17 protein-coding genes are annotated in these 21,031 nt (G+C 43.2%); 5 read left to right on the plus strand and 12 right to left on the minus strand.

Features of this window, described 5'->3' with window-relative positions; translation table 11 throughout:
* From E1163_RS25590 to E1163_RS25605, 4 genes are all read right to left on the minus strand, one after another.
* Positions 1-2,218 (minus strand): DUF2339 domain-containing protein (locus E1163_RS25590; RefSeq protein ID WP_155175765.1); only part of this gene is annotated, 2,218 nt, incomplete at its 3' end.
* A gap of 110 nt (positions 2,219-2,328) precedes the next feature.
* Positions 2,329-2,973, minus strand: a complete 645-nt coding sequence (gene pdeM, locus E1163_RS25595; RefSeq protein ID WP_185156215.1) for a ligase-associated DNA damage response endonuclease PdeM — start codon at positions 2,971-2,973, stop codon at positions 2,329-2,331.
* Between the two features lie 100 nt (positions 2,974-3,073).
* Positions 3,074-3,373: a thioredoxin gene (trxA, locus tag E1163_RS25600; RefSeq protein WP_155175769.1), complete on the minus strand. Its 300-nt coding sequence runs from the start codon at positions 3,371-3,373 to the stop codon at positions 3,074-3,076.
* Between the two features lie 83 nt (positions 3,374-3,456).
* Positions 3,457-5,925, minus strand: a complete 2,469-nt coding sequence (locus tag E1163_RS25605) for a ligase-associated DNA damage response DEXH box helicase (RefSeq protein WP_155175770.1) — start codon at positions 5,923-5,925, stop codon at positions 3,457-3,459.
* Positions 5,926-6,048: 123 nt separating this feature from the next.
* Between E1163_RS25605 and E1163_RS25610 the strand changes: the two genes are divergently transcribed.
* The 3 genes from E1163_RS25610 (at position 6,049) to E1163_RS25620 (ending at position 11,590) form a co-directional block, all read left to right on the plus strand.
* Positions 6,049-6,951, plus strand: a complete 903-nt coding sequence (locus tag E1163_RS25610; RefSeq protein ID WP_155175772.1) for a PorP/SprF family type IX secretion system membrane protein — start codon at positions 6,049-6,051, stop codon at positions 6,949-6,951.
* Positions 6,952-7,117: 166 nt separating this feature from the next.
* Positions 7,118-9,361: a S41 family peptidase gene (locus tag E1163_RS25615; RefSeq protein WP_185156216.1), complete on the plus strand. Its 2,244-nt coding sequence runs from the start codon at positions 7,118-7,120 to the stop codon at positions 9,359-9,361.
* Positions 9,362-9,634: 273 nt separating this feature from the next.
* Positions 9,635-11,590 (plus strand): outer membrane protein assembly factor BamB family protein, encoded by a 1,956-nt coding sequence (locus tag E1163_RS25620; protein WP_155175776.1) that lies wholly within the window; start codon positions 9,635-9,637, stop codon positions 11,588-11,590.
* A 38-nt stretch (positions 11,591-11,628) separates the two neighbouring features.
* On the opposite strand, the gene E1163_RS25625 is transcribed toward E1163_RS25620, so the two are convergent.
* The 7 genes from E1163_RS25625 to E1163_RS25655 all read right to left on the minus strand — a co-directional run bounded on the left by E1163_RS25625 (position 11,629) and on the right by E1163_RS25655 (position 18,639).
* Complete coding sequence (locus E1163_RS25625) at positions 11,629-12,369, minus strand: DUF3667 domain-containing protein (RefSeq protein ID WP_155175778.1); 741 nt, start codon at positions 12,367-12,369, stop codon at positions 11,629-11,631.
* A 119-nt stretch (positions 12,370-12,488) separates the two neighbouring features.
* Positions 12,489-13,484 (minus strand): potassium channel beta subunit family protein, encoded by a 996-nt coding sequence (locus E1163_RS25630; protein ID WP_155175779.1) that lies wholly within the window; start codon positions 13,482-13,484, stop codon positions 12,489-12,491.
* A 160-nt stretch (positions 13,485-13,644) separates the two neighbouring features.
* The gene (locus tag E1163_RS25635) at positions 13,645-15,234 is read right to left on the minus strand and encodes an ATP-dependent DNA ligase (RefSeq protein WP_155175780.1); all 1,590 of its coding nucleotides are present in this window, start codon (positions 15,232-15,234) and stop codon (positions 13,645-13,647) included.
* Complete coding sequence (locus E1163_RS25640) at positions 15,231-16,274, minus strand: ligase-associated DNA damage response exonuclease (protein ID WP_155175781.1); 1,044 nt, start codon at positions 16,272-16,274, stop codon at positions 15,231-15,233. The genes E1163_RS25635 and E1163_RS25640 overlap by 4 nt, the downstream gene beginning before the upstream one ends.
* Positions 16,275-16,355: 81 nt before the next feature.
* Complete coding sequence (locus tag E1163_RS25645) at positions 16,356-17,588, minus strand: N-acetylmuramoyl-L-alanine amidase (RefSeq protein WP_155175782.1); 1,233 nt, start codon at positions 17,586-17,588, stop codon at positions 16,356-16,358.
* A 35-nt stretch (positions 17,589-17,623) separates the two neighbouring features.
* Positions 17,624-18,142, minus strand: coding sequence for a SixA phosphatase family protein (locus E1163_RS25650; RefSeq protein WP_155175784.1), 519 nt, complete (start codon positions 18,140-18,142; stop codon positions 17,624-17,626).
* Positions 18,139-18,639 carry a nuclear transport factor 2 family protein gene (locus tag E1163_RS25655; protein ID WP_155175785.1) on the minus strand — a complete coding sequence of 167 codons (501 nt, stop codon included), beginning with the start codon at positions 18,637-18,639 and terminating at the stop codon, positions 18,139-18,141. Before E1163_RS25655 ends, E1163_RS25650 begins: the two co-directional genes overlap by 4 nt.
* A 155-nt stretch (positions 18,640-18,794) precedes the next feature.
* Here E1163_RS25655 and E1163_RS25660 point away from each other — a divergent pair, with 155 nt between their 5' ends.
* Together E1163_RS25660 and E1163_RS25665 are read left to right on the plus strand one after the other, a co-directional pair.
* On the plus strand, positions 18,795-19,946 hold the full coding sequence (locus E1163_RS25660) for a tetratricopeptide repeat protein (protein WP_155175787.1): 1,152 nt from the start codon (positions 18,795-18,797) through the stop codon (positions 19,944-19,946).
* Between the two features lie 4 nt (positions 19,947-19,950).
* Positions 19,951-20,490 (plus strand): HD domain-containing protein, encoded by a 540-nt coding sequence (locus tag E1163_RS25665; RefSeq protein ID WP_155175789.1) that lies wholly within the window; start codon positions 19,951-19,953, stop codon positions 20,488-20,490.
* Between the two features lie 13 nt (positions 20,491-20,503).
* Here E1163_RS25665 and E1163_RS25670 read toward each other — a convergent pair whose 3' ends face one another.
* Positions 20,504-20,953: a PaaI family thioesterase gene (locus tag E1163_RS25670; protein ID WP_155175790.1), complete on the minus strand. Its 450-nt coding sequence runs from the start codon at positions 20,951-20,953 to the stop codon at positions 20,504-20,506.
* Positions 20,954-21,031 lie beyond the last annotated feature (78 nt).

The raw sequence follows: 21,031 nt of genomic DNA on the forward strand, positions 1-21,031 counted from the left end.
ACGACGCCAGGTCGTAAAGGAAAAGCTTGACGAGGGTAATAGCAAAAAGTGAAATGGCAGCTATACGCAGATACTTTTGCCTCTTCATAATGCCCAATACGATCAGCAACACAGCATAAAACCCCCACAAAATGCTAAGCGCCAATTTGTAGGATTGTTCTGATCCCGCCAGATCCATCCAGTTGATCAACTCACTACTGGCCACCCAAAGTATGGTGATATGCATTATCACGTAAAAAGCCCGTTTAAAATCTGTACTGGTAAAGAATGTTTTAACATTGTTATAAATAGCAAATATGAGCAATGCCACAAAACCATAGCTTACATAGCGTATCCCAATGTAAAAAACGCCCCTGCTGTAGTACTCGGCCAATGTCTGATCGATATAAAAATCCCTCAATTCGCTCAAAGCAAATAGTCCCTGTGTGAGGAATACCAAAAGCACAAAAAGGTTGAGTACCATGTTTATGTACGACAGGATCTTATTTTTAACCTTTCTTACATTGGCGATTGACAATAAAGAAAGAAACAGGATGGTATAATTAAGCACCCAGATACTCTTGAAGTGCCCCAATGCAAAATTCCGATCATAACCCTCATCCTGCACCCCGGAAAGCATAAATAACTGGTCCCAGTAACTGACAATCTCTGCCTGAAATGCTTTGTAGAGTGTGATCAGGAATATGGCAGGTATGGCATAACGTACTATTTTAAACAAGCCCCGTCTGTCTGTAAAACTTTCCGGCACCCGGATTGTGGCATTTAAGTAGGTAATGAAACCAAAAGCCGCTGCAAAGAGAATGGAAGTGAGGAAGTTAATATTAAGTAAGAATGTTGTTCCTTCTACAGAATCACCGTAGTAGTAATTTTGATAATTCTCTGACCAGTCGTGAAGGAGGCTGATAAAGGCCAGTGCCATCATTGGGTAGGACAGCTTTTCATAAACAGGAACATTTTTGCTTCTTCCAATCCAGAAAAGCAGTGTAGCCTCACCGACCCAAAGCAGCGTAACCCAGTTACCGTCCAACTGCACCGGTACAGAGATGGTAACGAAAACCATTACAAGCCCCACGGCCATGTAGAACAGGTTTTTATCGGCTTGCTGCTTGCGATAAATGATAAAGCTTACCGCTGCATGTATTGCTGCGTTCAACAGCGTAAACAGCCCCAGCAGGTGTTCACCTGTTTCATGGCCTTGCAGTAAATCAAACCCAAAAGCATAGAATATAAATGAATTGAGCAAAAGCAGCACCACATCGGCTTTGCCATATTTCTCCTGCCGGATAAGTTTATAGGAGAGGAATGTAACGTAAAAAATTATAAAATAAGCGCCCAGGAAAGTGAATGCAAGACCAAATTTCCCTGAATCATAACCACCAAAAAACCATGCACTGTAAATAAGCCATGTCAGTATGAAGGCTGAATAATAAAGTGACTTCCAGTACTTTTTAAAGGCTACGATGAGAATACCTGTATTGATGATGCCGATGTAAGTAAACAAAACACCGACTTTACCAGACCCTTCACTCAGCAGGAAAGGCACTGCATAAGCGCCTACAAGACCGATATGGGCAATGACGGGCCGATCATATTGAAGGGCTGCAAATACGGTAAAGGCCGTGAATACCACCATCAGCACAAAAGCCACCGGCTGGGGGAACAGATCGTAAAAAGAGTAGGCTGCAAATGTAATGAAATACATTATCGCCATGGCACCGCTGAGCAGCACAGCACTGAAATTCTCGTATTTCGGCTTAAGCTTAAAGGCAAAACCTAAAAGGCCGCCACCAACCAGGTATCCGAGAATAATCCTCGTAAGTGGACTGATAAGCTGATTATCAATAGCATACTTCGCTCCTACAGCCACTCCAAAAACAGTAATAGCTATACCAATCTTGCTGATCAGGTTCTCTCCAACAAATTTTTCAAAGTCCGATTTTACTTTTGGAATGGCCTTATGGATGGCAGACTCAACGAAGTTCTCCTTTTTCTCAACTTGAGAAACTAATTTAACGGGTTCAGGTACAGGTTTTGGAGGTACTGACTCTGCTACAAAGTTTTTTTCCTCACTTTCGATCTTTGGCTGATCAGTAGTGCCTTTTAACCTGTAAATCTCTGCTTTTAATTGATCTATTTCCGTCTTGAACTGCTCTTGTCGATACAGAAGTCTCTCCAGCTTTTCAATAAGCTCATCTATTCTTTCCTCGTTGTTTGCCATATTATTGCTAAGAGTAATCTGAATTAAAGGTTGTTGTAATTACTCCATCCCCGAAATATAACAAAATGATTTTAAATTGATAGGATTTTAAGCCAAATGCTTTAAAAGGGCTAAACTTTAAGCACCTTATTGTCAACAATTACAAAAATCTGATCATCAACCTTGGGCTTTATTTTATATAAGCCTGTAAACGCACCGAATGCCGGTAGCAAAGACTGATCTTTACTAAAATAGAAGCATGGTAAAGTTATACCCTGGCGCCCTTTTCCCCTCAAGTGTACCCCAGGATGAATATGGCCTGCAAAATTATAACACGCTTCCGGCACCTCATCTATAGGCTCATGCGACATGATAAATGAACCTACTTTCAAAGGTTCTCTGTGAATGATTAATTGATGTTTCAGGTACTGATAATCGCTCATGATATCATGATTGCCCATAACCAACTCGAAAGAAACGGCCGGAAAGTATTTAAGCACCTGCCCGAACACCTCCCATTCCTGGTTGTAATGACTATGAAAAAGATCGCCCATGAACAATACCCGTTCTGGCTTCACCTCCTGCAATAAGGCTATTAAGCGCTCTATGTTTTGGTCATTAGGGCTGTGAGGTACGGCTATCCCAGACCGCCGAAAGTGGTTAACCTTGCCCAGATGCAGATCCGATATGAGGAGAATACCCTTAGTTTTCCACAAAACAGCCTTTTCGGGATATAGAACAAATGTATTGTCGCGTATGGTAACTTCTTCAGACACTAAGCCAACCTTGTAAGTCAAATCATTAGAGGCAGGCAAAGTAATTCAAAAGAAGTATATAGAACAATTCGCCTTAAAAATTTTTCACACTCGAATGTTATTAGTTTGCATTCTGCTCAATAACAGCCTTCAACTGATGTACCGGCACCACACCTGACTGTCGCCATTTGATCTGGCCGTTTTTGAAGAGGATCAACGTTGGAACTCCCCTAACGCCATAAGCAGCAGCGGCTTGCTGGTTTTTATCCACATCAATTTTAATGATCCTGGCCTTACTTCCAATTTCTGACTTCAGCTCATCCAGCATTGGGGCCATCATTTTACAAGGGCCGCACCAGGTTGCATGAAAATCTACTAACACCGGCTGGTCTCCATTTATCAATTCCTGAAATTTTGACATAATCTTTGAGTTAATATTCTATTTCAGGATAATCAAAATCCATTCCTTTCAATAAAACCTGCTAAAATGGCAGATTCCCTAGCTTACTGATCAAACTGCAACTGCATGCGCCTCACCCTGTCCTCCAGTTTTTCGGAGCTCAGCTTCTCCCTGCTGAGCCTGTCTACCATGATGGGGAAGGCCAGTGGGGTAGGCTTATCGGGTTCTGTAATGATAATCTTCTGTTTATTTATCCGCTGCAGTGCATTCCGCATCCTGGCTTCTTCCAGTTGAAACTCCATAACCTCTTCATAGGCCTGCAGTAAAAGTAAGTTGTGGGATTCATAATCATTAAAAACATCAAAAAATAACTGTGAAGAAGACTGCAGGTGCCGCTCTTTTACCTGCTGCCCCGGGTAGCCTTTAAATACCAGCCCTGAAATCGAAGCTATATCCCGAAACCGCCTTCTGGCCATCTCTACACTGTTGATACTAGCCTGGATATCCTGCCATAGGTTATCTGCTGACAGCACATCGGTTTCTATGGCTTCGTAAAGCGGGATTTCCTGGTCGGAAAGTAGCTCAAAGCCATAGTCATTCATGGCAATGCTAAAGGTAATAGGGATAATTTTTGCTATGCGATAGGCCAGTAAAGCAGCCATGCCTTCATGCACAGCCCTGCCTTCAAAAGGGTACATCAACACATGAAAGCCTTCGGTACTTTTGAAGTATTCAACCAAAAACTCATTTTTAGTCGGCAGGTGCGATCTCTTCTTTTGCAAGTCCATCAAAGGCTGGAGAAATCGCAGCTCCACGTCATGATCAAAATCCTTAATGGTGATCTCATGTAGTTTTTTCCTGAGTACCACAGACATCTGGGACGATAAAGGCATTCGCCCACCTTGCCAGGAAGGTACTACTTTGGCCTTCTTTTTAGTTTTCCTTACCTGAACAGTCATGTCTTTTATCCGCACAAGTTCCAGATTACGACCGGCAAACCAGAACACATCCCCGGGATTAAGTCTGGCGATAAACCACTCTTCTATTGTGCCTATATATTTCCCACTTACATATTTTACCTGCAAGGATGAGTCGCTTACAATAGTGCCAATGGAAAGCCTGTGCCTCATGGCTATGCGCCTGTTGGTTACTTTATAGACGCCATTCTCGACCTCTACTTTACGATATTCGTCGTAGGCTGTCAGCGCCGCCCCTCCGGTAGTGATAAAATCCAGCAACCACCTCCACTCTTCTTCAGTGATGCTGCTATAACAAAAAGTACCTTTTACTTCCTGAAATATTTCATCGGGTCTGAAACCATCCGAAACAGCCAGTGTTACAAGATACTGGATCAAAACATCAAAAGACCGGATATAAGGCACCCTGTCTTCCACTACTCCGTTGGCAATAGCATCACGCAAGGCGGCCGCTTCTATTAGCTCCAGAGAATGAGTCGGCACAAAATATATTTTACTCAAAGCTCCCGGCTGGTGCCCGCTTCGACCGGCACGCTGCATAAAACGGGCTACCCCTTTGGGACTGCCAATTTGGATGATAGTTTCGACAGGCCTGAAATCGACGCCCAGATCGAGGCTGGATGTACACACCACTGCTTTGAGCTGCTCAGTATGCAGGGCCTCCTCCACCCAGTCCCGCAGCTCACGGCTGATGGAGCCGTGGTGCATGGCCATAATACCGGCCAGATCGGGAGACCTTTCCAGCAGCTTCTGATACCATATTTCGGCAAATGAACGGGTATTAGTAAAAATCAGTGTGCTTTTACTCTTTTGAATAATAGGTATTACTTTATCGATCAGCTTAGTACCCAGATGCCCTGCCCACGGGAGTTGCTCAACATCATCGGGCAAGACGGACTCTACTTCTATGGCCTTTTTAATATCGGATTTGATAACTCTATATTTTCCTTTTTGCAGTGAAGACCCCAGCAACGCCTGCAAAGCTTCATCCATGTTGCCAATGGTTGCGGATATTCCCCAAACCCTGAGATTGGGACATATGGTTTTGAGGCGGGACAGGGCCAGCTCCATTTGCACTCCCCTTTTTGACCCCATGAGTTCATGCCATTCATCGCAAACTACTGTTTTCAGGTTTTTAAAGAACTTCTCATACCCCTTTTGTGCCAGCATAAGCTGCAGGCTTTCCGGGGTGGTGATCATAAATTCAGGAGGGTTCCGTTTCATCTTTTCCCTTTCAGAAGGTGAGGTATCGCCGGTGCGCAACTTCACCTGCCAGTCAACATCGAGGCCTTGCACCGCTCTTTGAGCAGAATTGCTGATTTCCTTTGCCAAAGCCTTTATCGGTGTTATCCAAATGGCCCTTAATCCTTTGGCTTTGCTACCGGGTGATATCCCGGTTTCCTGCTGCTCACGTATGTACTCCAGCAAAACGGGCATGACCAATGAATAGGTTTTACCACTACCCGTAGGTGCATTAACGAGGCCATGATACCCATGAAGGTACGCCTGCCATGCTTCTTCCTGAAAAGCAAAGGGCTTCCATCCTTTCTCAGTAAACCAGTTATGGGCCAGGGTCAATAATTCAGGGTCTGTCATCCCGGTAAAAGAAAACGCTTAACTAACATTCATTTAAATCTACTAACATTGTGTTTACGATCAATGTATTGCCATCACTATCCATTAGTGAAATGTAATGAAATAAGTTCAATTCAATAAAATATGACCAGAACGATGCTGCCCAAATACATCATTCTTCCACTTCTGATACTGACTATCCATAATAGTTTTGCTCAACAATATAGTTCCTCCAGCCTTTACATGTATGACATGAAGCTGGTAAACCCGGCTTTTGCAGGGACTGGTGAGAAGCAGATATTCACTGCGGATTATCATACCACGCTCACTAACTTTAATGGACACCCATACAGACTCTTTATTACGTATGAAAACAATCTATCAAAAATTAATAGTGGTATTGGTACCATTGTATCTTATAACGAAATAGGCCCGTTCACTGAGTTTAGCGGGAATTTACTTTATGATTATCAATACAAACTCGGAGAGCAAAAGAAAGTTTCCTTTGGAACTTCATTGACTTATAAAAGGAGCTCAATCGATGAGAACGAAATTCGCCCCCTTGACCCTAATGATCCCGTTCTTGCGCAATCAGACTTTTCTTCTAATGATGTTAGCCTCCATTTAGCCGTGTTATTAATGGTCAAAAGCACAAGAGTTGGCCTAGGAGCCTACAATCTTTTAAAAACAGAAAACAATGAATATTTGGCACAAGCAGATAGCCGGGTACTCTTTTTCAACCTTGAAAACAAATACAACCTTGTCGAATGGTTATCCCTCAGACCATCACTTTTATACCAGACTGATTTTTCAAATACCTGGCTAGACGTTAATACTATAATCGAAATTAAAAAACTTGTATTAATAGGAGCTAATTACCAAATCAGAGGAGATAGAGACAATAACCTCAACATTAATGGTGGGGTTGCCATAAAAGACCGTGCGGAAATATTATTGCATGCTTATTCAAGCGCCTATAAAAAGACATTCAAAGGCCTGGATCCTGGCTTGAATTTCGAGGCCATGGTTAGGTTTAAGATTCAATAATTTTATATAATAATATTAATAAAAAATTGATTATTAATTTAATTACTTTTATTACTTTATTAAACTAGATTACATCGAAACCTAACCTAAGATATTCATGAGAACAACCTTCTTCACTTTCGCTATACTTTGTTTTTCCTTTTATTGCTTTGGTCAAACCCCTCAAATGATAGATAATCTGGAATCATTTGCCAAAGTCTATGGATATGTGAGGTATTTTCATCCTAGTGATGAAGCTTCTGATATTGATTGGGAATTGCTAGCTATTTATGGAGCTAAAAAAGTAGAAAGGTGCAAAACGCAGGAAGAATTAAAAAAAGCCCTACTGGAAATATTTAGACCTGTAGCCCCACTTATACAGATTGAAAAACACAATAAAATATCCTTTGACAGCTCCATGTTGGTTCCTCCATCGTTGAATGGCATGAAGGTTATTACCTGGCAACATCTTGGTTTAGGTATGGGACATAAAAATAGCATTTACCAAAGTGCTAGGCTCAATCGTAAGCAGAAGTTCAGAGGCCAAAGCACATTCGGAAGTGTATTCACTAAAATTCCCGTGCAAAAATATGCCGGGCTCCCTTTCAAATTATCTGCAAATACAAGAATGATAGAAGGGGGTGGAGCAATGCATTTATGGGTTCGTATTGAAGATAAGAATAGCAATCGTGGATTCTTTAATAATATGCAGGATCAACCCATTAAAGATACAGAGGCCAGACAATATGAAATAACGGGCACCCTTGACAGTGATGCTGAAAGTGCCTTTTTTGGAGGGTTTCTATCTCACGGTGACATAGGAGAACTCGATGAATTTGAATTTAAGGTTCTACTGAATAACGAGTGGACAAGCATATTTAATGAAGATTTTGATAACCCATCCGACTCTTCCCTTTTCAGCTTTGAACCTGGAATAGGCAGATACGATTCCGGAATAGATGGCTATAAATTCAAAATTCAAAAAATACTACCAGGTGATCAGGCATTGGTTATTTCAAAATCCAATGCTATTGAAGTGGGGGAAGTTGCAACTGCTATTTTTGAAAAGCATGCCCAAATCGGCGAATGTATTAAAAAAGACATAAACTCTGAATTGGCATGTATCATTCCACTAGCGCTTTACGGAGATGATAACCATACATATCCTCAGGTACCTCAAAAAGAGCTAATGAGCCTGAAGGAGGAGCTAAAAACGATTGAAAAAAGTCATATTTCAGGTTCTAATCTCTATGTACGCCTAGCTGATATTACCATCACATGGAATATATTTCAACATTTCTTCCCCTATTCCAACCTGGTTGAGGTTGACTGGCTCTCAAACCTTAGAAATACATACAAAAACACATATAATGACCACTCTGAATATGACTTCCTTAAAACACTTCAAAAATTTACAGCTCCTTTAAAGGATGGACATATTAATGTTTATAACAGTAAAACAGCTCATAAGGAGGCTCATGTGGCCCCAATAGACTGGGAATGGATTGAAGGTGAACTTGTTATAACCCAGGTGATGGATAGTTTACCACTAAAACAGGGGTCATTGGTCAAGATGATCAATGGCATAAAACCATCTGACTATTTCGTCGAAATATACAAGTATATCTCCGCAGGAACAAAAGGGTATATGCAGCATAGAGCGTCACTTGAAGCACTGCGGGGTAAAAAGAATACTGAACTCACACTTTTGGTTGAAGATTTTTCTGGCAGACAAGAAACCCTAACCATTAACCGGAGCATGACGGTTTATGATCACTTCAATAATAAGCATGCCCGAGATGTACATAAAGAGGTAGCTGAGGGGATTTATTATATTGATCTTGATCAAATTTCAATGGAAAAGATCACAGAAATAATGCCTGAACTGGAAGCCTCAAAAGTCATTATTTGTGATCTGAGAGGGTATCCTAATGGAAATGACGGGTTAATTGAGCACCTTTTGACGGTAAAAGACACTTCTGACCATTGGATGAAAATACCTGAAATTATTTATCCTGACCAAGAAAACATCGTAAATTTCAAACCATATAATTGGAGCTTAGAACCTAAATCTCCACATATTAATGCTGAGATTATTTTCATAATCGATGGAAGGGCTATAAGCTATGCGGAAAGTTATATGGGATTTATTGACCATTATGACTTAGCCACTATCATCGGCCAGCCAACAGCAGGCACCAATGGCAATATAAATCCTTTTACCCTCCCTGGCGACTATAGAATATCATGGACGGGCATGTGGGTCGAAAAACATGATGGCTCTCAACATTATGGAGTAGGCACTCTACCCGATATTACCGTAGATAAAACCATTTCAGGAATACGAGAAAACAGAGATGAGTTTTTAGAAAAAGCCATCGAGATAGCTAAGGAAAAAACGAGACAAAACGGAAGCATTAAAACAGAATAAAACTATAAAAAGTCGTTCACACCCCTGATGTGAATGACTTCTCTGCCTCTTATAATTCACAAAACACTAGATGTAATTTATGCTATCGTCGGTCTCGATTGAAATAGTATAATTATAAAACCCTACTGCATTTCTCATTAAATCTGAGGTATGATTTCTAACATATAATTACTAACTTATAAAGAGCCGGAATCGCAGGCTTTTTCTGTTTGGTATGGATATTGGGTATTCGGCAATAACACTTATCAGATTTTGTCACCAATCTCTATCGTTATGAATATAAAATCTACAATAACTGTATTACTGACCGCAATCAGCACGGTCTGTATATCACAGGTCAAAGAACAATGGAGTACCTCGCTACAGGGAAATGTCAACTGGCAGCAGGTTACCCCGGCAGGCCACTTGCTCATAGGAACCGAATCTGCACTGACATCCGTTGATCCCCAAACAGGTAAAATACAATGGGAAATCTCCCGGTTCGGAGGTGTACCTCAGGATAAGGTACAACAAGCAGGTTCTTCACCACTGGTATCAGTGAATAGCAATGGTGATATCTTTATGATAGACCCATTTACCGGCGAAGTGAAATTTGACTCTCAAAAAGCCGGGATTGCAGAAATACTGGACGACTATGTGCTTTACAAAGCCAATGGTATTTTAATAGCTGGAAAAGATGCTTCCAATAAACCAGCAATGGTTTTCGCTAACCTAGCTGACGGAAAAATAGCCTGGAAACTTAGTGATGACTACGGCCGGGTTGTAAGCGTAAATGAGCTTAGCCCAAACGAACTTCTTATTGTCACTTTGTTCAACAACTACAAGATCAACAGCAAATCAGGGGAAGTGATCTGGAGAAATGATGTATCGGAGGCCAACAAGCAACTGGAAAAGCTGGGGGCTTTTGGCAGCCTTATGAAGCAGGCAGCGACCCAGCACGCTGAAGGCATGGATTTCAATGTCAAGTTTTACAAGCATCCTAAAATGGATATTTTCTATGTGGGTTCAGAGCAGAAAAAGGAGTCTTCCTTTAGCAGCTCATCCTCATCTCCTCCTCCTGTTACTTACTCATCGGTATTTTATGCCTATAACATGGGCGACGGAAGCCGCATCTGGGAAAGTCCGCTTGAAGTTGACGGCAGGCTAAGCCACCTGTTTTTTCATGATAAGGGCCTGGTAATTCTGCCTGATGATGGTGCCAATACAAAGATCAACCTGTTCAGCAACAAAACCCAGGAAGGTAGCTGGGGCAAAAAAGGAAGAGGTGTAAAGGTAAAGGGTGGTATTTATGATTACATCCCAGTAGGCAGTGGCCTTTTGCTAATTTCCAAAAATGGAGATAAAAATTACCTTACTTTCCTGGATACCAACCTGGGCATACTGACTTTTGAAAAACCGGTAAAAATAGATGGAGAAGTGGTGCGTAGTGAGAAAATTGATAATGGTGTATTCTACGTAACCACGGAAGAGGCCAATGTACTTAATACATCTACAGGTGAGCTTTTACTGGATAAATCCATCAATACATCTCCAGCGCTGGTTGGCAGCAAGGATGATAAATTTTACATTTTTGATACCAAAGAGAATAAGCTGAAAGTAATGAACAAAGCCGATGGAAAAGTTAGCAACCTGTCGGATGTGGCACTCAAATTTGAAGGCAAGGAAGCCCCAACCGGCCTGGAAGTGAGAAATAATGGCATCTTCATTCATTCAGACCAAAATGTGGCCTTATTTGACCTGTCAGGAAAATTGAACTATCAAAGTTATTATGAAGCCCCAAGAGAACCCGGCTTAAAAAGAGCGTTGTTATATGCTCAGGCCGTACGTGCTGCCTATATCGGTGCGAGCGCCTATGCGGCTTCGGGAGTCTATCAATCGGCAGCGCCTCAGGTAAAGCAGGAAGATGCACTGGCCGGCGCTATGGTAGAGGGTATCGGCCAGGCCTATGGCGAACTTGGTGATGCAGCCTCTGACTTCGCAATGAAATCATTCAAGCAGGCCAGCGCCCGCTTCAAAGCATCTACTCAGTCCCGTGATTTTATGATGATATTGTCAAAACAGGAGGGCAACAAAAACGCCTTGCTGAAAGTGAATAAAAACACCGGAAAGGTTGATGCATACATAGACCTCGGAAAGGAAAGAATGCCAAACTATGCTGTGGACGATGTCACCGGGCAGGTATTTTACCAGACCGGATCAAGCATTGTAGCAGGGTATCAGCTTGATTAAAATAACTTTTGTAGCCGTTTCCTGATTACCGGAGACGGCTACAACCCTTTCAGTTTATCTCCTATAAATAAATAGATGCCATAGTTTAGCATAAATTGCAGCAAATAAGCACATGCCAAAGCAAGCAGCACCTTAACCACCTGAATCAGCTTTCTGATCTCAAAAAAAGAAAAATACACCCAGAAATTGTAGACCAGGGTAATAGCACTGTAAACAGCAATAACCTCACCCTTCAGCGCAGGCATTACTGCAATGACCGGAAACATCAATAGCAGCATGAGCAGTTGCTGCGCGGTGATGTAGATATTCAGGATCAGGTTTTCGGTATAGTTATATTTGCTGCCGATAAAAAAGAGCCATGAAAACAAGGCGAAGACAGGAATGGCTATAATATTGATAACCGTGGTATACTGCTCCGCAAATGACAGGAACATCGCTAAATAATCAACCGGCAGTATGTGTAGAACAGGTCCGGGTTTTTCGCTCAGGAAAAGATCAAAACGTATGGATACATATGTGGCCAGGGCACCGATAAGCAGCAGATATTTGACAGGCACATACAAACTCACCCGTTTACCTTCCAGATAAGCTCTGATTGCCGCTCCCGGTCTCAAAAAAAGCTGACTCACGGTATAAAAGAGACCTTTCTCTATATCCAGGGACGAAAAGAAGGTTTCCTTCACAAAATAAGGAAAGTTAAAGCGCCTTACACTGGCACTCTGCCCGCAGACATTACAAAAACTACCTTCATAACTGTTGCTACAATTCTTACAGATCATGACCGGCAATATACAAACATGCCGATTGTATAGCACTTAAAATCTATGGATTGGCAGCTCAAAATTGAATAAGCATCAAGAGCGTCCCCGGGAGAGTACTCTTAATGCTTTCAAAAACTTTAATAAACAGGGTGCTCCGGCTTATTGGCAAGTATACTTTCTATTTTTTCCATCACCTCAGCCGTCAGCTTTTCCTTAGCTTCCAGTGCTTTCAGGTTTTCCTGTAGTTGTTCTTTTTTTGATGCCCCAAGGATCACAGTGCTTACATCATCATTTTTAAGACACCAGGCAAGGGCCAGCAAGGGCATGCTCATGCCAAGTTCTTTAGACAATCCGGTAAGCTTCTTCACCTTGGCGAGGTTCTCCTCAGCCAGTGACCTGTCCTTCAGCCATTCCAGTCCCTCTATTCCCAGCCGTGTGCCTTCCGGAAATCCATCATTGTACTTACCGGTTAGTACTCCACTGGCCAATGGCGACCAGATGGTAGTCCCAAGCCCTACGGTTTTATAGATTTGTGAATATTCGACTTCTACTTTATTGCGCACAAACATATTATACTGCGGCTGCTCCATAGTGGGTCCGATGAGGTTATACTGCCTGGCCACCATATGGGCTTCCATGATCTCCTGGGCGCTCCACTCTGAAGTCCCCCAATAAAGCACCTTCCCTTGCTGGATCAGATTGTGCATGGCCCAGACAGTCTCCTCAATAGGTGTCTGTTTATCAGGGCGGTGGCAAAAGTAAAGGTCAAGATAATCTACCTGCAACCGTTTCAGAGCCTGGTGACAGGCCTCCACCACATGCTTTCTGCTCAACCCGACCTGGGTAGGTTTTAAGTCCTTCATACCCCCATCTGCCCCAAAAAACACTTTGCTGGACACAATATAGCTATCCCTTCTCCAGCCTTTCTTTTTGAGCACCTCCCCCATTACTTCTTCTGACTTACCCCCTGCGTAAGATTCAGCATTATCAAAAAAATTGATACCATTGTCATAAGCCACCGTCATCAGATCTTCCGCGGTATTGTCTCCTATTTGCTTCCCAAAGGTCAGCCATGATCCAAACGATAATCGGCTTACTTGTAGTCCTGATTTTCCTAGTCTTTTATATTCCATGTTTTTTCTGGTTTCTGGTCGTTGGTTGCTGGTTTGGCACTGCGATTACCGGTTACCGGTCACTCCTGCTTTCCTGGTAAAATTATTAAATGCCTTTTAATTGAGAACTATGAATTAATGGAGAACTATGAACTGTAAACTAAGAAATTGTAATCCTGCTTCATCCGTAAACATCCAGCAGTTGCCAAAGGTCTGCGAGCGTATTGGCTTCATCTTTGTTTTTGTCTTTTCTCCATCGTTTTATTCTGGGGAACCTCAGTGCAATGCCTGATTTGTGTCTCGTGGATTTATTGATACCTTCAAAAGCAATTTCAAATACCAGTTCAGGGGTTACACTTCTTACAGGGCCAAACCTGTCGATGGTATTTCTCTTCACAAACCGGTCTACTTCTCTGATCTCTTCATCAGTAAGGCCCGAGTAGGCTTTGGTAAACGGCACCAGTTGGTCATTATCCCAAACGGCAAAGGTGTAATCGGTATATAAATTTGCCCTTCTTCCATGCCCCCGCATGGCATAGATCATTACAGCATCAACCGTAAGCGGATCGACTTTCCACTTCCACCAGTCCCCTCTTTTTCTTCCGGTCTGGTACACCGAGTCCTTTCTCTTTAGCATAATGCCTTCACTGTAAAATTCCCTCGACCTCTCCCTCTCTTCCGCCAGTTGCTCCCAGGTATCAAAGTCTACCACATCCGACAGTTGGAGTATACCTCCGGTACTGGTACTACCCACCAGCTCCTCCAAAGCCCTCCTTCTTTTATCCATGGCCCAGTTTCTTATGTCTTCCCCCTGCCATTCGATAAGATCGTAGGCTTTGAACACCACAGGTGATTTTTTAAGGACATTGCTGGTGAGGTTTTTCCTGCCAATGCGGGTCTGGAGTAAACTGAAAGGCAAAGGTTGCCCGTCTTTAAAGGGCAAAATCTCCCCGTCGATGACCGTGCCATCAGGTAGCTGCTCCCTGAAAATCTCATACTCAGGGTACTTGTCGGTAACCAGCTCTTCGCCTCTTGACCAAACATAAAGCTGACCTTTTCTGACAATGACCTGCCCTCTTATGCCGTCCCATTTTCGTTCAGCCATCCATTCATCCGGACTGCCTATTTCATATGGATCATCCAAAGCATAAGCAAGGTAAAAAGGGTAAGGCCGGGATTGGTCTTCTCCCTTATCCGCGGAAAGCACGAGGTCTTCAAAGGTTGTGGTATCAGGAGTCCAGTTGCCCATCAGCCGGTGGGCGAGCATATTTTCCTCAATACCGGTGTACTTCGCCAGCGCCCTTACCATCAGCTTCTGCGATACACCCATGCGAAATGCTCCGGTGATCAGTTTATTAAAAACAAACCGCTCCGTAGATGACAATGAAGCCCATGCCTCCCTGAGCCTGCTTTTCTTGACCTCCTCCTCCAAACCTTCCAGCGACATGATATACTTTATCCAGTAAGTTAGAGAATGATCGGTATGAGTTTCCCTTTCGGGCAATATTAAAGCTATTGTTTCAGCCAGATCTCCTGCCACATGATATGACTCTTCAAAAAGCCAGTAAGGAAGGTTGCTGAACTCAGCAGCCCATATTTTCAGAAAGCTGACATTTACAGTTCGTTTAGGCCTTTTATGAGATAGAAGGGCAATAGTCCAAAGTTTATCGTCTGATGAAGCTTTCTCAAAGTACTGTATTAAGGCATCAACTTTTACCAGTGTTTTAGTGGTTTGGTCAAGGCGGGTGAATAGCTCTGCAAAATTTTTCATGATGCCGTATCCTTTCCCTCAGATTTAGCATCTTTTTCCACGCCTTCACCTATCTCTTCAAGCTCCCCCTCAAATTGGGTTTCTATCCTGGCTGCCTCAATGCCTTTTTCATTGAGCCAGCGACTGAAAGTGGTAGTGTAGCCGTGGGTCACAAACACCCGCTCGGCCTGCGAAGCCTCCACAGCCTGGTTTAACCCATTCCAGTCAGCATGGTCTGACAGTGAAAAGCCCCTGTCTACTGACCGCCGTCTTCTGGCTCCTCTAAGCCGCATCCACCCTGAGGCCACTCCTACGCTATAGGGCAGAAATTTTTTCATCCATGGAGAACCCCGAGCCGAAGGAGTAGCTATCACTATTCCTCCTTCAAATTCCCCTTTGTTCATTTCCGGCGTCACTCTCGTAGTTGGTTTTAGATTAACCCCCTGGCCCCTGATTATTTCATTGACATTCTCAACGGCACCATGGGTAAATATCCGGCCAATGGAATCGTCAAGCCCCTGGATCAGCCGCTGGGCTTTCCCAAGGGCATAGCCGGAAAGTACAGTTACCTTGCCCTGCTCCTTGTTTTGCTTCCACCAGCTATTGATCTCACTGAAAATTTCTTGCTGTGGAAGCCATGAGTATATGGGCAGCCCAAAAGTAGATTCGGTAATGAAAGTATGGCACTTTACAGGCTCAAAGGCCTCGGAAAGGCCATCATCTTCCACTTTATAGTCTCCTGAAACTACCCAGACTTCGCCGTTATATTCTACCCTGATCTGCGCTGAACCAATGATGTGCCCCGCAGGATGAAAAGAAAAATGTACGCCATTGATGGTCACTATCTGGCCGTACGTTACGGTTTCAATATTGATATCATTACCCAAACGATATTTAATTACCGGCATGGCTGATACAGTACTCAGATAGTACTGGTGTCCCCACCGGCTGTGGTCAGCGTGCCCATGGGTGATCAGTGCTTTTCGCACAGGTTTCCATGGATCAATGTATACATCCGCCTTGGGGCAGTAGATGCCCTTGTCCGTAAATTCCAATAACATATCCGGGATATAAACAAGCCTGGCTACTCAATGTTTAACCTTTGACATGCCAGCCTTTAACAAAGACTCCCTTAAATATAATTAATCGGTGATTATCAAACGCCTTTTGATAAGTTCACTTCCTGATTGGTAATGCAAAATATAGAGCCCTGCGGCAAAATCGCCGGTGGAGAAGGAAGCAATTCCGTCCTGTACAAGGTAAGGATGTACATTAAACGGCAGCCCTCTCATATCATACAGCACAAATTTATGCGTCTCACTATTTAGCAGTTCTACTTTGAAGTACGATTCGGCCGGGTTTGGAAAGAGGGTAAAAACCAATGGTTCCTCATCCCCACAAGTCTCCATGGTTTCAGCCGTTGCATAGCGGATTTCCGATAGACGCTCATACGTTTCCTGTCCGGGGCATTCGGTACTACACCCATCCCGGTGGCCGGCTATTACGGGCAAAGAAGCATTCAGGGGATGTGGATCAATGCCAAAAGGATCAAGCTCATCTTTTTCTGCTTTCCAGGCCAGCAACTGCGACAGCGAAGCCAGGGTTTCGTCTGATGGAGGTATCTGTGTATAGGTACCCATCAGGCATACACCCATGGTAGTGCTGTTCTTTCCGCAAAAGTGTGCTCCGATTACGACATCCTGTTCCCCGCTTCCCGGATCTCTTCCTTTAAATATGGTACCATCAGGGGCAATTAAATAGTTATACCCAATGTCCGACCAGCCATTGCTCTGGGTATGGTATATGTAAATATTGCGGATCACGTTCGTATAGTCCTCCACGTTATTGGAAGTAGCGGAATGGTGAATAATAATATTTTCGGTAACGGTAAATGACCTGTTATAAGAAGGCTCCGGCAACCCTTCACGCCATACACTTTGGTCTACCATCTCAGGTTTGGCACACTCATCCTGTTGCTTGTTAAGGCGTGGTGCTTTTAACGGATCTTTCACGCTTCCTGCATCTATGATTACGACCTCAACCTCGCCTGTTATACCACCGGTAAACAATTGAAACTGAGTTATGACAGCATCAAAAACCACCAGGTTTGTCACCTTTCCTTCACCAGAGTAGTGATCGTCCCGTGTCAGGGGGTACTCTTTTCCATCCACTTCGATGTACGCTCCATCGAGCGACCCCTGATATTTTATAGCAATACTTGTGGCCTCGATGCCGGTAAATGACTGAGATTGCCCAGGCCCTGCTTTGGTTTGCAAAAGGCGGGTATTAGCTCCGATTTTCCGTCCCCGGTCTTGCTGTGCGCCCGCTAATAATGGTATAATTAATAAGATCAGTACCCATAAATATTGCCTCATGCCTCTTCTTCAATTGCTGGTTTTAAATAAATAATCTATTCTATGCTCGTGGGCTCTCCGTACTGAAGCTGGAGAACTTTTGCTTTGCCAACTGCTAAATAATAGACTATATATAAATTATCGTAATCCGATTCGTTTAGTTGCCCAAATTTATCTTCGCCCAGCAGCATATTCAGAATAGCCGGTGTTGTATTGGAGTGCCCCGAGATCAGCAGCGTCTTTCCCCGGCTTTCCTCAATAGTCTGGATCATGTCTTCAAGTTTGAAAGGATTGTAGTCCACTATCTCCAAACCTTTACTTTTTACCACGGGTTCCACGGTCAACCTTGTCCTTTTAAAGGGGGTTGAATAAACAGCGTCAATATTAACAGCCTCCAGTGTTTCGGCGAGTACTGCTGCGCGTTTCTCTCCCTGCTCGGTCAGGACAGGGTCTCCTTCTTTATCAAATGCTTTTTCAGCGTGCCGTACCAGAATAAGGGTCGTTATTTCATCATCCTGAGCATGCACATGCCCCAGTAATAGAATGGCAACCAGTGCGAGTAGATACTTTTTCATGGTTTGTCTTTATGTTTCTTCTTCACATCAGCAGGGATATCACAGTTCTTCCATTCCCTGGTATCGGTCAGGTGAAAAATCTTCCAGCCCACTTCCGACTTAAACAGGTGAAAAGCATCCACTCCGCAATGGCTGAACTTGTCCCCTGCATAAAATGCATATTTAGTCCATACCTGGGCCAGGTTTCCGTCTATCCTTATTTCGGTATCCCAGATAGGTTCGTCCCATACCACATCATGCGGAGACCCCACGGCATCCAGAAACCCCTGTAACGATCCCTTGTGAAGTACCGGCTTACCTTCTTTATTGGTAAGTGTGGTATAAAGCTCTACTTCATCGTAAAATACGGTATGCACCATAGAACTGTCACCAGCCCGCATCCCTTCAAATAGCTGTTCTACAACCGCCAGTACGGCCTCTTCTTCACTGTTACTTTGGGCATAGAGGCCATTGCAAAACCAAAAGCACAGCGTAATGGGAATTATAATCTTTTTCATATTTATAAATTTAATATCAACAAGAAGCACCAGGAATATGTATTAAGGTAACGGCCCACCCTAAATGTATGAAGGGTTATTATTTAAGCGGCAAAAAATAGGCTTCCGGTTATCGATTATAATGTTAACTTTATAATGTAAAGTGACTAATAAACATGAAAAAACACCTTTTGTTAACCATTACCTGTGTACTTATGGCTTTTGCACTGAAAGCTCAGGTATTGGATAGTCTTGAGGAAAAACTGGCTACAGCGGAGGGAAAGGAAAAAGTGAATACCCTCAACGCTTTATACGCTGTTTACAACCAGCTAAACCCTGCAATGGCATTGGAGTACGCAAAAAGTGCACTCGAACTGGCCTCTGAGATTAACTACCCCAAAGGTAAAGCGGCAGCCCTGAACAATATGGGTATTATCTACAAAAACCAGGGGGTGTACGATAAGGCTCTGGAATACTACATAGAATCGCTGCGAATATCCGATGAAACCGGCGACAAAGAGGCGCTTGCCTCCACCATGAACAACATAGGCACCGTCTATTCCCTCAAAGGCATTTATGACAAGGCACTCATCTATTTCATAGAATCTTACGAGGCCTTCAAAGAGCTTAAAGATGACCAAAAGCTGATTGGAACGCTCAACAATATCGGGAATGCATACAGTGATAAAGGGCGAGAAGATAAGGCACTGGAGTACTTTTCTGAAGCTATTAACCTATCACAAAGTCTGGGGCAACTCAACAGCAGTTCTGACCCGCTTAACAACATTGGCAACATATACTTTTACAGGAAAGAGTATGATAAAGCGCTGGAGTACTACAACAAATCGCTTGAAGTAGAACTGAGCAACAATAACCTATTGGGACAGGCCCTGGCTTACTCCAATCTTGGGTCTACCTATTTGGAGCTAGGCAACATAAAGCAGGCCGAAGAGCATCAGAATAAAGCCAGGGAAATAGCCGTTAATATTCAGGCCAATCCCATCCTAAAGCTAATCTATCAGGGTCTATCAACTATTTACTATCGCAAAGGGGATTACAAACAAGCCTATGACTACCGTTTGCTCTACGATGAAACAAAGGAAAGCATACAGAATGAGGAAAGCAGCAGAAGGCTTGCCCAACTGGAAATTGCCTTTGAACTTCAGCAAAAGGAAAAAGAACTGGAACTGCTCAAGCAAGACAGGGAAATAAAAGACTTGCAGGTAGAAAACAGCCGGATAGTCATCCTGCTGGGCCTAATGGGCACGATTATGTTTATTGGTGCCGGTTTTGTTATCTTCAAGCTTAGAAAGATCAAGAGACTATAAATTCATGACCAGAGAAAAAGCCCGGGAAATACTGGAGAGTATGACCCAAGGAGACAGCCTGCTGCGCCATGCCCGTAGTGTGGAAATTGTAATGGAAAGCTATGCTCATAAATTAGGGGAAGATCCGGTAGAATGGGCCAACACCGGCTTGCTACATGATGCCGACTATGAAGCTTACCCGGAAGAGCACCCCAACAGAATAGTGAACCAACTGCGCGAACTTGGTGAGGAAAAAATGGCCCACGCCATATCCGCCCACTACACCAAGTGGAATGTACCCTATGAAAACAGCCTGGACAAGGCACTGCTGGCTTGCGATGAGCTCACCGGCTTCGTGATAGCCTGCTGCCATGTACGCCCGGAAGGTATCGACAGCCTGACCAGCAAATCGGTAATTAAGAAACTAAAACAGAAAGGCTTTGCTGCAAAAGTTGAGCGCGATGAGGTTTACAAAGGAGCTGAACTATTTGAAGTAGACCTGAAAGAACATATCGATTTTATCATTGAAGCGCTAAAGGAGCATAAGGAAGAACTAGGGATATAGGTATTACTGTCCATTACGGCCTTTCCTTCAAATATCCTACATGTTCATCCAGAGGGATATTACTTTTTACAAAACTTCCGCTGCCCCTGGCTATTTCTTTGCCTTTTTCATTGAAAAGTACGGCCTCCGCCACAAATGATTTTCTTGAATTGGACACCACCCTCCCCTCAGCCCTGATCTCGCCGTAAACTACAGGCCTGAGCAGGTAAATATTAAAAGAGGTGGTGAGTACAAAAACGTCATCAACCAATGAGTTCACTGCAAAAAAAGCAGCATCATCAAGCATCTTGAAATATACAGAGCCATGCACGGCATTTGCTGCATGAAAATACTTGGTATCACTCTTTATTTTTACTTCCGCATACCCTTCTGCGATTTTGATCTCCGGTTTATAATATTTATTGATCGGAGCCTCATGTATATACATCCACTCCAGCTTTCTGTAATGTTCTTCGTCTGGCATAATTTTCAAATATAGCTTACAACGTAAAATAACTTAATCTTATGATAATTACCCTGGGTTTACTTTCTCTTTAACAAA

Origin of the sequence: Fulvivirga kasyanovii (genome assembly GCF_009711405.1) — a bacterium.
GTDB lineage: Bacteria > Bacteroidota > Bacteroidia > Cytophagales > Cyclobacteriaceae > Fulvivirga > Fulvivirga kasyanovii.

Excerpts from the sequence above, each read along its gene's own strand:
- trxA (WP_155175769.1), bottom strand. The coding sequence starts at position 3,373 with ATGTCAAAATTTCAGGAATTGATAAATGGAGACCAGCCGGTGTTAGTA.
- E1163_RS25605 (WP_155175770.1), bottom strand. The coding sequence starts at position 5,925 with ATGACAGACCCTGAATTATTGACCCTGGCCCATAACTGGTTTACTGAG.
- E1163_RS25610 (WP_155175772.1), top strand. The coding sequence starts at position 6,049 with ATGACCAGAACGATGCTGCCCAAATACATCATTCTTCCACTTCTGATA.
- E1163_RS25615 (WP_185156216.1), top strand. The coding sequence starts at position 7,118 with ATGATAGATAATCTGGAATCATTTGCCAAAGTCTATGGATATGTGAGG.
- E1163_RS25620 (WP_155175776.1), top strand. The coding sequence starts at position 9,635 with ATGAATATAAAATCTACAATAACTGTATTACTGACCGCAATCAGCACG.
- E1163_RS25625 (WP_155175778.1), bottom strand. The coding sequence starts at position 12,369 with ATGATCTGTAAGAATTGTAGCAACAGTTATGAAGGTAGTTTTTGTAAT.
- E1163_RS25630 (WP_155175779.1), bottom strand. The coding sequence starts at position 13,484 with ATGGAATATAAAAGACTAGGAAAATCAGGACTACAAGTAAGCCGATTA.
- E1163_RS25635 (WP_155175780.1), bottom strand. The coding sequence starts at position 15,234 with ATGAAAAATTTTGCAGAGCTATTCACCCGCCTTGACCAAACCACTAAA.
- E1163_RS25640 (WP_155175781.1), bottom strand. The coding sequence starts at position 16,274 with ATGTTATTGGAATTTACGGACAAGGGCATCTACTGCCCCAAGGCGGAT.
- E1163_RS25645 (WP_155175782.1), bottom strand. The coding sequence starts at position 17,588 with ATGAGGCAATATTTATGGGTACTGATCTTATTAATTATACCATTATTA.
- E1163_RS25650 (WP_155175784.1), bottom strand. The coding sequence starts at position 18,142 with ATGAAAAAGTATCTACTCGCACTGGTTGCCATTCTATTACTGGGGCAT.
- E1163_RS25655 (WP_155175785.1), bottom strand. The coding sequence starts at position 18,639 with ATGAAAAAGATTATAATTCCCATTACGCTGTGCTTTTGGTTTTGCAAT.
- E1163_RS25660 (WP_155175787.1), top strand. The coding sequence starts at position 18,795 with ATGAAAAAACACCTTTTGTTAACCATTACCTGTGTACTTATGGCTTTT.
- E1163_RS25665 (WP_155175789.1), top strand. The coding sequence starts at position 19,951 with ATGACCAGAGAAAAAGCCCGGGAAATACTGGAGAGTATGACCCAAGGA.
- E1163_RS25670 (WP_155175790.1), bottom strand. The coding sequence starts at position 20,953 with ATGCCAGACGAAGAACATTACAGAAAGCTGGAGTGGATGTATATACAT.